Annotated in this window: 16 protein-coding genes; 3 read left to right on the top strand and 13 right to left on the bottom strand. The window is 64.7% G+C overall.

The genetic code is table 11. The features are described from left to right. Positions 1–77: 4Fe-4S dicluster domain-containing protein (locus tag AWB81_RS48835; RefSeq protein ID WP_133168007.1), on the top strand; the 77-nt coding region annotated here is incomplete at its 5' end. A gap of 22 nt (positions 78–99) precedes the next feature. On the opposite strand, the gene AWB81_RS26350 is transcribed toward AWB81_RS48835, so the two are convergent. From AWB81_RS26350 to AWB81_RS26320, 7 genes are all read right to left on the bottom strand, one after another. Beyond that, entirely contained in the window at positions 100–1,347 is a 1,248-nt protein-coding gene (locus AWB81_RS26350; protein WP_062639476.1) for an enolase C-terminal domain-like protein, read from the bottom strand. A gap of 45 nt (positions 1,348–1,392) precedes the next feature. Continuing rightward, positions 1,393–2,685, bottom strand: coding sequence for an MFS transporter (locus tag AWB81_RS26345; RefSeq protein ID WP_062639475.1), 1,293 nt, complete (start codon positions 2,683–2,685; stop codon positions 1,393–1,395). 83 nt (positions 2,686–2,768) lie between these two features. Further along, a complete protein-coding gene (locus AWB81_RS26340) occupies positions 2,769–3,536 on the bottom strand; it encodes an SDR family oxidoreductase (RefSeq protein WP_062639474.1) in 768 nt (255 codons plus the stop codon). A 102-nt stretch (positions 3,537–3,638) separates the two neighbouring features. Then, entirely contained in the window at positions 3,639–4,358 is a 720-nt protein-coding gene (locus tag AWB81_RS26335; protein ID WP_062639473.1) for a FadR/GntR family transcriptional regulator, read from the bottom strand. A gap of 213 nt (positions 4,359–4,571) precedes the next feature. Next, the gene (uraH, locus tag AWB81_RS26330) at positions 4,572–4,910 is read right to left on the bottom strand and encodes a hydroxyisourate hydrolase (RefSeq protein ID WP_062639472.1); all 339 of its coding nucleotides are present in this window, start codon (positions 4,908–4,910) and stop codon (positions 4,572–4,574) included. Between the two features lie 16 nt (positions 4,911–4,926). After that, positions 4,927–5,451, bottom strand: coding sequence for a hydroxyisourate hydrolase (locus AWB81_RS26325; RefSeq protein ID WP_062639471.1), 525 nt, complete (start codon positions 5,449–5,451; stop codon positions 4,927–4,929). Between the two features lies 1 nt (position 5,452). Then, entirely contained in the window at positions 5,453–6,805 is a 1,353-nt protein-coding gene (locus AWB81_RS26320; protein ID WP_062639470.1) for an MFS transporter, read from the bottom strand. 385 nt (positions 6,806–7,190) lie between these two features. On the opposite strand from AWB81_RS26320, the gene AWB81_RS26315 reads away from it, so the two are divergent. Both AWB81_RS26315 and uraD read left to right on the top strand, forming a co-directional pair. Next, positions 7,191–8,138 (top strand): LysR family transcriptional regulator, encoded by a 948-nt coding sequence (locus AWB81_RS26315; protein WP_062639469.1) that lies wholly within the window; start codon positions 7,191–7,193, stop codon positions 8,136–8,138. Between the two features lie 143 nt (positions 8,139–8,281). Further along, on the top strand, positions 8,282–8,851 hold the full coding sequence (gene uraD / locus AWB81_RS26310; RefSeq protein ID WP_062639468.1) for a 2-oxo-4-hydroxy-4-carboxy-5-ureidoimidazoline decarboxylase: 570 nt from the start codon (positions 8,282–8,284) through the stop codon (positions 8,849–8,851). 4 nt (positions 8,852–8,855) lie between these two features. Here uraD and AWB81_RS26305 read toward each other — a convergent pair whose 3' ends face one another. From AWB81_RS26305 to AWB81_RS26280, 6 genes are all read right to left on the bottom strand, one after another. Continuing rightward, the gene (locus tag AWB81_RS26305) at positions 8,856–10,238 is read right to left on the bottom strand and encodes an LLM class flavin-dependent oxidoreductase (RefSeq protein ID WP_062639467.1); all 1,383 of its coding nucleotides are present in this window, start codon (positions 10,236–10,238) and stop codon (positions 8,856–8,858) included. Positions 10,239–10,280: 42 nt separating this feature from the next. After that, positions 10,281–11,120, bottom strand: coding sequence for an ABC transporter ATP-binding protein (locus AWB81_RS26300; protein WP_087135208.1), 840 nt, complete (start codon positions 11,118–11,120; stop codon positions 10,281–10,283). Next, entirely contained in the window at positions 11,092–11,910 is an 819-nt protein-coding gene (locus tag AWB81_RS26295; RefSeq protein WP_062639466.1) for an ABC transporter permease, read from the bottom strand. The genes AWB81_RS26300 and AWB81_RS26295 overlap by 29 nt, the downstream gene beginning before the upstream one ends. 10 nt (positions 11,911–11,920) lie before the next feature. Then, the gene (locus AWB81_RS26290; protein WP_062639479.1) at positions 11,921–12,685 is read right to left on the bottom strand and encodes an ABC transporter permease; all 765 of its coding nucleotides are present in this window, start codon (positions 12,683–12,685) and stop codon (positions 11,921–11,923) included. Between the two features lie 101 nt (positions 12,686–12,786). After that, positions 12,787–13,854 (bottom strand): ABC transporter substrate-binding protein, encoded by a 1,068-nt coding sequence (locus tag AWB81_RS26285; RefSeq protein WP_062639465.1) that lies wholly within the window; start codon positions 13,852–13,854, stop codon positions 12,787–12,789. A gap of 52 nt (positions 13,855–13,906) precedes the next feature. Continuing rightward, positions 13,907–14,842, bottom strand: coding sequence for a TauD/TfdA dioxygenase family protein (locus AWB81_RS26280; protein WP_062639464.1), 936 nt, complete (start codon positions 14,840–14,842; stop codon positions 13,907–13,909). Positions 14,843–14,977: the final 135 nt, after the last annotated feature.

Raw genomic sequence — 14,977 nt, 5'->3', positions numbered from 1 at the left:
ATATCAAGGACCCGACGCAGAACATCGTCTGGGTCACGCCCGAAGGCGGCGGCGGGCCGAACTATCCGAACATGTGAGCCGCGCCTCCTCTCGGCGCGCTCACGGAGTCTGCAACGTACCGTCTTTCAGCCTGGTCTGCGTCCAGGTCGTGACCGTGTTCTCGCACGGATATTTTGCCGCTTCGGCTTCGTCGATATCCACGCCAAGTCCGGGTTTGTCGTTCGCATAGACGTAGCCGTTCCGGAACTCGGGCAGGCCGGGGAACACATCGAGCAACGCCGCTCGCGGCCCCTTGAGTTCCTGGATCACGAAGTTCGGCGGCTCGGTCCCCGACCATTCCTGCACGCCGAAATTGCGCGACGCGAGATCGATGTGGATGTTCGCGGCATGCGCGAGCGGCGACATGTCGCCGGGTCCGTGCCACGCGGTTCTCACGCCGAACTGCTCGGCGAAGATCTGCAGCTTGCGCCCGGCCGTGATGCCTCCGATCTGGCTCAGATGCACGCGAATGAAATCGATCAGTCGCTCGGTGATCAGAAAGCGCCACTCGGATGGATTGTTGAAAAGCTCGCCCTGCGCAAGCGGCGTGGTCGTCTTCGCGCGCAACTGGCGCATCCATTCGCCTTCTTCGAGCGCGATCGCGTCTTCGAGAAAGAAGAGGTCGTAGGGTTCGAGTTCGCACGCGAACCGGATCGCCTCGACGGGCTTCAAACGCTCATGCACGTCGTGACACAGCGCGACATCGAAGTCGAGCTTGCTGCGCAGGCCGTCGAAGAGCTTGAGCGTGTCGCGCATGTACCTGCGGCTGTCCAGATAGACGCCGTCCGACGCGCCTTGCGGCGCGCTCGCAGGCGCGCGGCCGAAGCCGCCGCCGCCATAACCGCCGCTCTGGCAGCGGATATGCGTGATGCCTTGCTCGCGATATTTCTGGATGTTCTCGCACAATTCGCTCAGGTCGCGTCCATCCGCGTGCCGGTAGATCGGCACGCCATCGCGGCACTTGCCGCCGAATAACTGATAGAGCGGCATGTTCGCCAGCTTGCCCTTGATATCCCATAGCGCCATGTCGATGCCGGATATAGCGTTGTTTTCTATCGGGCCGTTGCGCCAGTACGCGTTCTGATGCATCAACTGCCAGAGCTCCTCGATCGCGTCGGCGTCGCGCCCGATCAGCAATGGCCGCAGATATTCCTCGATCAGGCACTTCACCGCGACGTGTCGGTACGCGAATGTCGCGCAGCCGAGTCCGTAGAGGCCGGGCTGATTCGTCTCCACTTTCACGACGATCAGATTGATGCCTTCCGGCGCGGTCAGGATGACCTTTACATCGGTAATGAGGGTTGCCATGTGATGCCTGCAAAATAGATGAGTAGATCCCGCAACTGGCGACGCTTACGTGCGGCCCACGGCGAGCCGTGCATCGTCCTTGGAGCGTTCGTCCGAACGCTCGGGCACGGTGATCATCAGGATGACCGACAGCAGGAGGGCGCCCGCCATGAACATGTACGAAGCGGCCGGGCTGCCCGTCGCGCCGTTCAGATAGCCGACGACCCATGAGCCGCAGAATGCACCCAGCGCACCGCACGCATTGATGAGGCCGATCGCGCCGCCGAGCACGTTGCTCGGGATCAGTTCGGGCACGAGCGCGAAGAACGGTCCGTAAGGCGCATACATCGAAGCACCGGCGATGACCAGCAGCGCGAACGAGATCCAGAAGTGCGATCCGCCGACCAGGTACGAGCCGACGAACGCGATGGTGCCGACGAGCAGCAGCGGCCACACGAAGAGCTTGCGGTTGCGTGTCTTGTCGGAGAGCCACGAGGCGAGCAGCATCAGGATGATCGCGCCAAGGTAGGGGACGGCCGCGAGCCAGCCGATCGAAACGATGTCGATCGTGGACGCCTGCTTGAGGATCGACGGCAACCACATGATGAAGCCGTACACGCCGATGCTCCAGAGCGCATGGATCGCGCAGCACTTGATCACGATCGACGAGCGGAACGCCGACTTGTAGTCGCGCACAGGCGCGATGTGCGCTTGCTCGGCCTTCAGGCGCGCGTCGAGTTCGACTTTTTCGGCTTCGCTCATCCAGGGTGCGTCGGCGGGGCGATCCTTCACCGTGAACCACCACACGATCGCCCATGCGATCGCCGGCAGACCTTCGATCACGAACATCTCGCGCCAGCCGAAGCTGTGCACCAGATAGCCCGACACGACCGACATCCACAGCACCGTCACCGGATTGCCGAGAATCAGGAACGTGTTGGCACGCGAGCGTTCGCTGCGTGTGAACCAGCGGCTGATGTACATCAGCATCGACGGCATCACGGCTGCTTCCACCACGCCGAGCACGAAGCGCAGCACCATCAGCATCGGAATGTTGCTGACCATGCCGGTTGCAGCCGCGCACAGTCCCCAAAGGATCAGGCTGAAGAAAATCAGCTTCTTCACGCTGTTGCGCTGAGCGTAGATCGCGCCGGGCACCTGAAAGAGGCAGTAGCCGAGAAAGAACAGCGAGCCGATCAGCGACGACATGCCGTGCGTGATGCCGAGATCCTTGTCGATGCCGGCGGCAGCGGCGAAGCCATAGTTCGCGCGATCGAGATAGGCGAGGCTGTAGGTGATGAAGATGATCGGCATCAGATACCACCATCTCTGGGGTGCTACGGGTTTGACGCTTTCCATGATGTCTCCGGATCGTTGCTGCGGTTGCTGCGCACAAAGGGTTGGGCGCGGGGTGTTGTTCTTGTGCCCGCGAAGTCTTGAGTTCAGAGCACGGCGAGCCAGCCGCCGTCCACGTAGATGATCTGGCCGTTCACATAGCTCGATGCCTGCGACGACAGGTACACCGCCGTGCCTACGAGTTCTTCCGGCTTGCCCCAGCGTTGCGAGGGATTGCTGCTCTTGACCCACGCATCGAAGGCGGCGTTGTCGACGAGCGCCTGGTTCATGTCGGTGAGGATGTAGCCCGGGCCGATCGCGTTCGCCTGAATGTTCGACGACGCCCATTCGGCGCTCATCGCGCGGGTGAGCATCTTGATGCCGCCCTTGGCCGCCGTATATGCGCCAACGGTGGCGCGGGCGGACTCGCTCGTGAGCGAACCGATGTTGACGATCTTGCCGCCCGTGCCGCGCGCGATCATGCGCCGTGCGGCCTCTTTCGCGACGATGAACGCGCTCGTCAGGTTGGTGTCGATCACGCGCTGCCAGTCAGCGAGTTCGAGTTCGATAAGCGGCTTGCGGAACTGGATGCCCGCGTTGTTGACGACGATGTCGACCTGCACGCCGTCCTTGTCCCATTGCGCGAACGCGTCGGCGACGGCGTGTTCGTCGGTGACGTCGAACGCGCGGCCTTGCGACTTCAGGCCGCGACTCTCCAGACGGCCGGCCGCTTCGGCGACGGTGTCGGCGCGCGTGCCGTTCAGGATCACGCTCGCGCCTGCGGTGGCGAGACCTTCGGCCAGTGCGAAACCGATGCCTCTTGCCGAACCGGTGACGAGTGCCGTACGGCCGCTCAGATCGAATAACTGTGTCATGTGTCGTTCCTTTGCCGTGTTCTTCTGAATCCGGGCGCGAATGCGCCCCTCGCGGCCGCGGGAGCGGTCGCGATGTCGTGATGCGGGTTACGCGCTATGCGCTCAGACTGGCTTTTCGTTGACGGTTCGATCGACCGCGGCGCGGTCCTCGAAGTCCTTCTCGGCGCGCCGGATCAGCGTGAGGACCGCTTCCTCGGCCGCGACCGGATCGCCTTGCTCGATCGCGACGCACAGCGCCTCGTGCATCGGCAGCGAGCGCGCCGGACCGCCTTCGATCTCGGAGCTGAGTTCGAAACTCGTGCGCAGGATCGCGGAGAGCGCGTTCTGCATCTGCTGCACGAACTGGTTGTGACACGCGGTGAGGATCGCGCCATGGAAGGCGAGGTCGGCGGGAACGTATTCGCCGTGGCCCGCGACGGCGCGCTCCATCGCCTTGAACGCGCGCCGCACGGCGATGCGGTCTTCGTCGGTCGCGCGCTTCGCCGCGAGCCGCGCCGCGCTCGGCTCGATGATCAGGCGCAGCTCCATCAGGTCTTCGATGAGGCCCGGGTCCAGCGTGCCGGCCCGCGCCCGCCAGGTGATCACGTCCGGATCGAAGAGTTGCCACTGCGAGCGCGGCAGCACGACCGTGCCGTAGCGGCGCCGGACTTCGAGCATGCCCTTCGCCGACAGCGATTTCATCGTCTCGCGGATCGTGATGCGGCTGACCTGCATTTGCTCGGCGAGCACAGGCTCGGCCGGAAGAATGTCGCCCGGCGCGAATTTTCCCGAGCAAATCTGCTCGCCCATCTGGTTGAGAACCTGTCGATGCAATGTGGCCACGGTTTTTCTCTCTAGGTCATACGTATGATGTAGAAAGATAAACGTGCACTTCGAGCCACGCAATACGGGATGACCCGCATGTGCGTCAGGGAAGGGCGAGGAAGTCAAGCTGAGGAATAAAATGAAACGGGCCCGATTGGGCCCGTGACGTCAGCGCGCGGTAAGAGAAGGGCGTCAGCTGTGTGCGTCCGGGAATGACGCCCGGTCGAAGGTTCAGCTTCCCCGATAGGTCCCGAAGCTCCAGGGCGAGCACAACAGCGGCACGTGGTAGTGCTGTGCCGCATCCGCGACCGTGAAGCGGACCGGTACGACATCGGCGAAAACGTCCGGCGTGCGAAAGTAGTCCGCCACCCAGAACCGCAGTTCAAAGTCGCCTGCGCGAGCCTGCGCGGCGGGCAGGATGGGGGTGTCGGTACGTCCGTCGCGATTGGCCCGGGTGCGCGTGATGAGCGTCGGGGGCTGGGTGCTCATGTCGAACAGTTCGATCTGCATGCCGGCAGCGGGCTTGCCGAGCGATACGTCGAGCACATGGGTGGTGATGCCTGCGGCCATCGTGTGTCTCCTGTTTTCAGCTACCGCGGTAGTAGTTATAACTCCAGGGCCCGAACAACACGGGCAGGTGGATGCGCTGGGTGACGTCGGTTACGCGAAAGCGCAGCGGAATCTTCGACAGGAACAACGGCTGGGGCAGTTCGGCCTTGCGTGCGGCGAAGTATTCGTCGACGTGCAGCAGCAGTTCATAGGTGCCGGCACGGTAGGCGTCGCCGATCAGGAGCGGCGGCTCGCTGCGGCCGCTCGCGGCCAGCTTCACGGTCTGCATGTGCTTCGCCTGCCCATCTTCGATACGGAACATGTCCACACGCATGCCGGCTGCGGGGGTGCCGTGCCAGGTATCGAGCGCGTGCATGGTCAGGCGCGGGTCGAGGCCGTCCTGCTGCACCGGGCCCGAAGTCTGGTTCGGGGCGGGTGCGGCTTCCGTTCCGGCCGCCCGCGCAGTACCGGCGAGCAGGACGCTGCCTCCCAGCGCCACGGATTGCAGCGCAAAGCGGCGACGGCGGGCGTCGAAAACGGGGAGAGTCTGGTTGTCGCTCATGTCAGGCCTCCTGCTTATTGCCGAGCTTGCGGATGCCGGCGAGCACCAGCACGGCGGCCAGCACCTCGATGATCGCCACCAGGTACAGGCCGGTCGTGACCTTGCCGGTGGTGTTCTTGATCAGCCCCATCACGTACGGCGCGCCGAAGCCTGCGAGGTTGGAGACGGAATTGATCAGGGCCACGCCCACCGCGGCGGCACTGCCGGCCAGGTAGCGGTTCGGCAACTGCCAGAACACGGGGATGGCGCTCATCGTGCCCACCAGCGCCACGGTCATCGCGACGAGCGAAACGACGGACGGCAGCCCCTGCACGCCCATCACCACAGCCAGCGCGGCCATCGATATGCCGCCTGCGATCGCCGGCCCGCTGAAGTGCCAGCGGACTTCGTTGCGGCGGTCTGAGCGCGCGCCGTTGACGATCATGCCGATGGCGCCGCAGAGATAGGCGACCGCCGCGATCCAGCCTACGGACATCGGCGTGGTGAAGCCCACGTCCTTGATGATGGTCGGGATCCAGAAGGTCAGCGTGGAATTGGCGCACAGCAGGCAGAAGAAAATGGCGATCAGGAGCCATACCTTGCGGCTGGTGAGAAGCGAGCGCCAGTCGTGACCGCGCTCGCCCATCGCGGCGTTGTCGCGTTGCAGGGCGTCGAGCACCACGCGCTTTTCATCGGCGGTGAGCCAGCGGGCCTGCTCCGGCTTGTCGGTCATGTAGAACCACGCGAAGATGCCGGCCAGCACGGACGGAATGCCTTCCAGGATGAACAGCCACTGCCAGCCGTGCATGCCGTGAAAGCCGCCCATGGAGGTCATGATCCAGCCCGCGAGCGGCCCGCCGAGCACGCCGGCGATCGCTGATGCCGACATGAAGGTGCCGAAGGCCTTGGCGCGCCGCTGCGTCGGATACCAGTAGGTGAGGTAGAGGATCACGCCGGGGTAGAAACCCGCCTCGAAGGCGCCGAGCAGGAAGCGCAGGAGGTAGAACTGCGTCGGCGTGGAGACGGTGGTCTGCAGCATGCAGATCACGCCCCAGCAGATGGTGATGCGCATGATGGTCTTCTTGGCGCCGATCTTCTGCAGCAGCATGTTCGACGGCACTTCGAAGAAGAAGTAGCCGAGAAAGAAGATGCCGGCGCCGAGGCCGTAGACCGCCTCGGAGAAGTGCAGCGAGTCCAGCATTTGCAGCTTGGCGAAGCCGATGTTCACGCGGTCCAGCCAGGCCAGTACCCACAGCACGCCAAGGAACGGCAGCAGGCGCCAGGAGACCTTGCGATAGGCGCTTGCCTCTGCGCTGGCTTGCCCGCCGTTCGCCACGTCGGCGAACGCCGGCATGGCCTGTTTGATGATCGACATGGTGTGTCCTCTACGGTCGGTTGACGGCGCCTGGCCGGGGCGCCGGGAAGAGTGCGGCGGCGGCCGTGCGTTCGATTGGAGGCAAGTATAGAAATGCAAAAACAATTGGGAACGGTGGGGGGTTGAATAGGGCCGATAGCAACCTGCATATGGGTTGCAAAGCCTTGTGCCGTGTGGCTTTGCGGACATGCGTCGAGCGCGTTTTCCGACTTATGGATTACCCTTGGGCGATCCGTTCAGGTCGTGGCTGCACCGTCGCCGTGCAGAAATCCGCAAGCCCGGTCCGGATTCGACCCGTTGCCCTGCTGTCTCCAACACGTTACAACGTCAAAATTGGCAGGCGGCGCCGGCTACGCTGGCGCTCCATACGTACCGGGGACCCACCATGAATCGCGCCGACGATCCATTCGATACCTACCTCTTGCGCGTGCTGTGCACGCTGATCGCCGAGCGCAGCGTGTCGCGCACGGCGATTCGCATGAACCAGTCGCAGCCGGCCATCAGCAGCGCGCTCAAGCGTCTGCGAGACATCTTCAACGACCCGCTGCTCACCCGCGAAAAGAACGTGATGGTGCCGACCGAGCGCGCGCTGCAACTGGCGCAGAGCGCACAGGCCGCGCTCGGTGCGCTGGACAACCTGCTGGTCTCGGACGACCGTTTCGATCCCGCCAACACCGAGCAGACCTTCACGGTGGGAATGCCCGACTATCTGGCGCCGCCGTTCTTCGCTCATGTGGTGCGCGAGTTCCGCCGCGCGGCGCCGCGCGCTCGGCTGGTCGCCGTGCCGCTGTCCGCAAGCTTCAACTACGAACAGGCGCTGTCGGAAGGGTCGCCCGATATTGTCATCGGCAACTGGCCAAACCCGCCGGAGCATTTGCATCTGTCGGTGCTGCTGGAGGACGACGTGGTCTGCGTCGTGGCGGAGGACAGCGTTCACGCGCAGCCGGGCAAGCTCACCGCGGAAGCCTATCTGAGCGCGTCGCACATCGTGCCGACGCCCTATTCGCGGGACCAGCGCGGCGTCGTGGATACCGGGCTCAGCACCATGCGCGTGCATCGCGACAACCGCGTGAGCTGCCCGTACTTCAACCTCGCGCCGAGCCTGATCCCGGGTACGGACCTGATCCTCACGACCGGCCGCCACTTTGCCAACTACCACGCGCGATATCTGCCGGTGGCGGTGCTCGATCCGCCCATCGACTTCCCGTTCATGCGCTTCTACCAGTTGTGGCATCCGTCGCGCCACCGCTCGGCCTCGCACGTCTGGCTGCGCGGCATGCTGACGGCGGCGGCGCAGGAGTTGCGCGACCTGCGCGACATGAAAGGGAAATAGCCCTCGGCGGATGGCGGTATCGGGTTCTGCTATGCGGCTTATAAGATCGGGGTCCTCGCCTCCGCCGCACGTGCTTCCTATACTCGGCCCGTAATCGTCATCCATGCCTTGCCCGATGCGGCAGGCCTTACGGGGAGCACTCCATGTCACAGTCGATCGATCTTGCGCCGGTCAATGCGCTCGACCATGCAACGTTTCTCGGCACGTTCGAAAGCGTGTTCGAGCACTTTCCGCAAGCGGCCCGCGGCGCGTGGGAACAGCGTCCGTTTGCGTCGGCGCTCGCCTTGCATGACGCGATGATGGATGTGATTCGCGGTCTCGATGCAAAGGGACAGTGCGATTTCCTGAACCTGCACCCGCTGCTTTCCGGCTCCAACATCCGCGCGGGCACGATGACAGCAGATTCGGATGCGGAGCAAAAGAGCGCCGGACTGGACGCAATGACGGCCCAGCAGGAAGCCGCGCTCGACCGCTTGAACACGGCCTATCTCGCGCGGCATGGCTTCCCGTTCATCATCTGCGTGCGGCACTACACGCGCGAAGGGATCTTCGCGGCGCTTGAGCGGCGCATCGGGCGCGGCACGCAGCAGGAGATGGATGAAGCGTTGGCGCAGATCGCGGCGATCACGCGCGGTCGGCTCGACGAGCGCCTGAAAGCGATGGGCCGGTCGGCGGTCGGTGAGCGGGACCGCGCGCCCGCTCGATCGGCATGAGGCTTCAGCGCCCGGCGACCGCGCGCGCCTGACTCGCGACAGCGTGACGATTCACGGGTCGCGGCAGGCCGAGATTCTCGCGCAGCGTGGAGCCTTCGTATTCGGTGCGGAACAGTCCGCGCCGCTGAAGTTCCGGCACGACGAGACTGGCGAACTCGGTCAGTCCTCCGGGAAGCCACGGCGACATGATGTTGAAGCCGTCGGCCCCTTCTTCCTCGAACCACTGCTGCAACTGGTCGGCGATGCTCTCTGGCGTGCCGACCACCTGCTGATGACCGCGCGCCCCCGCAATGCGCAGATACAAGTCGCGTATGGTCAGGTTCTCGCGCCGCGCGAGGTCGAAGAGAAGCCGCTGCCGGCTCTTGCCGCCGTTGGTTTCCGGCAAGTCGGGCAACGGCCCGTCGACGGGATACTGCGAGAGATCCACGCCGCCCGACATGTTCGACAGCAGCGACAAGCCCACTGTCGGATGGATCAGGTCCTGCAACGCATCGAACTTCGCGCGCGCCTCGGCCTCGGTCCTGCCGATCACCGGAAAGATGCCCGGCATGATCTTCAGATGCTCCGGCTGCCTTCCATAGCGCGCGAGCCTGCCTTTCAGATCGCGATAGAACGCCTGCGCTTCGTCGAGCGTCTGGTGCGCGACGAACACGACCTCGGCGGTTTGCGCCGCGAGCTCCTTCCCGGCCTCCGACGCGCCCGCCTGCACGACGACCGGCCAGCCTTGCGGCGAGCGCGCGACGTTGAGCGGACCGCGCACCTTGAAATGCTTGCCGCGATGATCGAGCACATGCAGCTTGTCCGGATCGAAATAGACGCCGCTCTGCTTGTCGCGCAGGAAGGCATCGTCTTCCCAGCTGTCCCACAGGCCCGCGACCACGTCGTAGAACTCGCGCGCGCGTTCATAGCGCACGGCGTGGTCCGGATGCTGTTCGAAGCTGAAGTTCTGCGCTTCGGATTCCGTGCTCGACGTCACGAGGTTCCAGCCCGAGCGGCCGCCGCTCAGATGATCGAGCGACGCGAACTTGCGCGCGAGATTGTACGGCTCGTTGAAAGTGGTCGAGACGGTTGCGATCAGCCCGATGTTGCGCGTGACGACCGAAAGCGCCGACAGCAGCGTCAGCGGCTCGAAGTGATCGGCACGCGCGGTGCGAGAGAGTGAGGGGAGATGGCTATCGCGAACACTGACGCTGTCGGCGAAGAAGATGGCGTCGAACTTCGCCTGCTCCGCGATTTGCGCGAGCTTCGCGTAATGCGGGAAGTCGAGTCCGCCGCCCGCTTCTGCATCGGGATGGCGCCACGCGGCGATGTGGTGTCCCGTCTCCATCAAAAACGCGCCCAAATGCATTTGCCGCTTTTTCTTCTGTTGCTGCTGGTTCTGGCTCATCGTATCTTCAAGTCCGGTGGAAGCGTTTCGTTGATCGTTGATTCAGCGGTCGTCTCTTGAGACAGCATCGCTCTGCAACTGCCCCAGTTCCCCGAGGATCTCGTCGCGTAAGGCGACGAACCGCGCATCGCTGCGATCACGCGGGCGCGCCAGCCCGACGTCGATCACCTTGCCGATCCGCCCCGGCCGCGCCCGCATCACGACGACGCGGTCGGCAAGAAACACGGCCTCGTCGACATCGTGCGTGACGAGCACCATCGTGATCCGCTCGTGTTCCCAGATGCGTTGCAACTCGCGCTGGAGCCGCGCGCGCGTGAGCGCATCGAGCGCGCCGAACGGTTCGTCGAGCAGCAGGAGGCGAGGCCGGTTCACGAGCCCGCGCGCAATCGCGACGCGTTGCGCCATCCCGCCCGACAACTGGTGCGGGAAGTGATGCTCGAAGCCGCTCAGGCCGACGAGCGCGACATGCTCGTCCACCGCGCGCCGCTTCTCGTCGCGTGAAAGCGGCGCGTTCTTCAGCGCGATCGCGATGTTCTGCTCGACGTCGAGCCACGGAAAGAGCCGATGGTCCTGAAACACGATGCCGCGCGCGAGATCCGTCGTGCGCACCGGTTCGCCGGCGAAATCGATCGCGCCGTCGAACTCACTGTCGAGTCCGGCGATGAGGCGCAGGAGCGTGGACTTGCCGCAGCCGCTCGCGCCGACGATGCTCACGAACTCGCCGCTCGCAATCGACAGGTCGATGCCGTCGAGCACGGGACGCGCGGCGGCGTCCCCCGCGAAGCGCTTCGCTACTTGCCGCAGGTCGAGCCTGCTGTCGGAATCATGGATGACGGTCGACACGATGAAACTCCTAGTGCGTTTGACGCGCGTTGCGCGCATGAGTGAACCAGCGCCGCTGGATGGCGCGCGCGAGCGCGTTGAGCGCCCAGCCCGTCACACCGATCACGATGACACCGAACACGACGAGATCCATGCGGAACTGCTCGCTGCCATCGACGAGCGTATTGCCGATCCCGCTGCCGGCCACGAGCAGATACTCGGCGCCGAGCGTCGCGAGCCATGAATAGATCAGCGCGAGATAGATGCCGGTGAATACCGAAGGCAACGCCGCAGGCAATACGACATGGGCGACCGTCTGCCACTTGTTGTAGCGGAACACGCGGGCGACCTCGAGCAACGCGGGCGAGACCGCGCGGATGCCATCGCTCGTATGCACCACGACCGGCACGAGCGCCGCGAGCGAGAGGAACACGACCTTCGCGACATCGCCGAGACCGAACCATACGGAGATCAGCGGGATCCACGCGAACAGCGACACCTGCTTGAACGTGTTGAAGCTCGGGCCGATGGCGCGGCTCGCGAGTTTCGAAACGCCGAGCAGCGCGCCGAGCGCAAGACCTGCCGTCGTGCCGATCGCGAAGCCGGTCAGCTCGCGTGCGAGCGACGCGGACAACGCGCGCCATAGCGCGCCGCTCGCAGCCTGGTCGATCGCGGTGTGCCACACGTGCGCGGGCGACACCAGGATGCCGTGGGTGCCGCCCGCATTGCGCGCGACGTACCACCACGCGACGAGTGCCGCGACGGGGAGTACCCAGCCGCGCCATCGGCCGGAAGGTTGATCGGTGCCGACGTTGCGTCCGGCTTCGAGTTCGAGTGAGGTGTCGGCCATCGCATCCTCCTTAGTGCGCGTTGCCGCGTTGCAGCCGTGCTTCGACGACGGTCAGGAAGCGGTCGGCCAGATATCCGATCGCGCCGACCACGAGCACCGACGCCAGCACGAGATCGAGCTGGAACAACTGCCGCCCGTAGACGATCAGGTAGCCAAGCCCCTCCGACGATGCGACGAGTTCCACTACGACGAGCGTGAGCCACGCCTTCGTGAACGCGAGCCGCACGCTGGTGCCGATCACCGGCACGGCGGCGGGAAGGATCACCGAGCGAATCGTCTGCGCGCGCGTGAAGCGGAACACGCGTGCGACTTCCCGGTACGCGTCCGGTGTCTGGCGAAAGCCCTGCAGCGTGCCGAGCGTGACGGGAACGAGCGCGGCATGCGCGATGAGGATGTACTTGAGCGGCTCGCCGATCCCGGCCACGATCATCAGGAACGGCAGCCAGCCGAGCACAGGCACCTGCACGATCGCGTTGAATGCGGGAAGGACATACGCTTCCGCCGTGCGTGAAAGCCCGAGCACGCCGCCAAGCAGCAGGCCGAGCAGCACGCCCGCGCCGAAGCCCACGGCGACCCGCGACAGGCTCGCACCGACGTGCATCCACAATTCGCCGCTGCGGATCATGGCGGCGAGCGTATCGAAGACGAGCGCGGGCGGCGGCAGCACTTGCGCCGAAATCCAGCCGTAGTGGGAGCCGAGCATCCAGAGGGCGGCGCATAGCGCGGGCAGCAGCCAGGGCAGGGCGATCCAGCCGGCCGTGCGCCCCGCGTTCATCAATGAACCGCGCGCCGGCGTTCGTGCGCCACGCACGCCCACGTTGACCGCGGGATCGAAACTACGTGCGAAAACGTTCGCCATGGTCGAACCTCCGTGGGTCAGGATGCGATCGGCTTGCCCGATGCATCGAAGCGCGGCCAGTAGGCCTGAAGCTTCAGGGTCTTGAGCGCTTCGTCCAGGTACTTCGGCTCGAACCAGCCGTTCACGCTAACCGGCTGGCGAATCAGGTTCAGGCGCAGCGCATCGTCGGCGACGGCCTGATAACGCGCGACCAGAAACGGATCGATCAACGGCGAACTGCGGTCCTTCAACTGCTGGTTCGCATACTCCGATTGCCACGATTCCGCCGGCACGCCGCTCTTCGACCACAGTTCGAACAGCGCACTGCGATTGGTTTCATCGGAGGACCACTGCGACGCCTGCACGACCGATGTCACCACCTTCTGCACGATCTCCGGGTGCGCCCGTTCGAAATCCTCCAGCACGAGAAGGTGCGCCTGCCGCGTGAGTTGCAGGCCTCCGTCGCGCGACGCATAGACGATCTTCGCGAGCCCTTGCCGCTGGAGCTTGAAGAGGTTGTAGTCGAGGAAGACGGCATCCACGCCCTTCGATGCCAGCGCCGCCTGCGCTGCTGCCGAATCGAGATTGATCACGCGCAGGTCGCGCTCGGTGAGACCGTTTTCCTTGAGCACGTTGTCGGCGACGAGTTGCAGGTTGGTGCCCCGGAAAATGCCGACGCGCTTGCCCTTGAGGTCTTTCACGCCCTTGATGTCGGAGTCGGGCGGCACCGCGAGATACACGCCCGCGCGCACGTTCGACGCCACCAGCAAATGCGTCTTGAGCCCGTTTGCGCGTCCGAGCACGGCGGGCAGATCGCCCTGATAGGCAAAGTCGATCTGCTTGTTGGCGAGCGCTTCGTTCACGGCCGGCCCTGCGCCCTTGAAGAAGATCCACTCGACTTTGGTGCCATCGGTCTTGAGCGCGTCCTCGACGCGATGTTGCAGTTGCGCGGTTGCGGCAGGCGATCCGCCGAACACGGGCGGGTCGCCCGTGCCCTGTTGCGCCACGCCGATCTTGACGACGTCCGGCCCGGCGGCGAATGCTGTTGCGCTCGCGATGACGCCAAGCGTCATCGTCAGCGTCTTGAGTAGAAGTCGCAGTTTCATCGTGTATGCAGGGAAGAGCGAGAAGGCCCGGACGAGCGTCCGGGCAGGCGAATCAGGAACGGACCGTGCGCGAGACAGTGCGGCTCGTGCGGCCGTCGATGCTCACCGGCACATCGCCGTGAACGGTCGCGCGGCGCACGACCCGATGCGCGTCGGCGTAATCGGCGACGGCGTAGTGCTGCGTTGCGCGGTTGTCCCAGATCGCGACGTCGCCTTGTGTCCAGCGCCAGCGTACGGTGTTCTCAAGACGCGTGATGTGGTCCTGGAAGAGTTCGAGCAGGCGATCCGAATCGCGCTGCGACAAGCCGACGAAGCGTTGCACGAAGTGTCCGAGCACGAGGCTGCGCTCGCCCGTTTCCGGATGCACCCGCACGACCGGATGCTCGGTCTCGTAGAGCGTCGAGGTGAACTGGTCGCGATACGCGAGTTCCGCGTCGGTGGCGGGCGTCGAGCGGGTCGCCGCGTAGTCGTAGGCATTGGAATGCACGGCCCACAGCGTGTCGGCGAGTTCGCGCAACGGCTGCGGCAGATGTTTGTATGCGGCGACGGTATTGGCCCACACGGTGTCGCCGCCCGCGGGCGGGATCACGACGCCGCGCAGGATCGATATCTTCGGATAGGCGTCGACGAAGGTGACGTCCGTGTGCCACGAGTTCGCGCGCGTGCCGTGCTTCGAGTCCAGTTCGAGCAGGCGGCTGCCGCTCTTGACGGACGCCACAGTCGGATGCGCGACGGTTTCGCCGAAGCGCGCGGCGAAGGCTTCCTGAGCGGCGTCGTCCAGATGCGACTGGCCGCGAAAGAACAGCACCTTGTGCTCCAGCAGCGCAGCGTTGATGGCGTCGATGGTGGCGCTTTCGAGTTCGGCGCCGAGTGCGACGCCGCGTACCTCGGCTCCAACGCGACCGCCGATCGGACGGACATGCAACTGCGCTTCCTCGGACACCGGTTGCTCTGTTGACGGATGCGAAAGGGTAGCTGTGCCGGTCATGCGGATCTCCGTGTGGGTCGGTTGCTCTGGATCGATTGTTCGCGGACGACTATCCCGCGATCGATCCATTGAAGCATCGTCTGCTATGCGGACCAACGAAGAGATTCGACTTTGCTTTTCATGCCGGGAGTCGAT

This window comes from Caballeronia arationis, assembly GCF_001544975.2.
Taxonomy (GTDB): Bacteria; Pseudomonadota; Gammaproteobacteria; order Burkholderiales; family Burkholderiaceae; genus Caballeronia; species Caballeronia arationis.
Note: the sequence above shows the minus strand (reverse complement) of the source record. Positions and strands in the feature narration are given on the sequence as shown.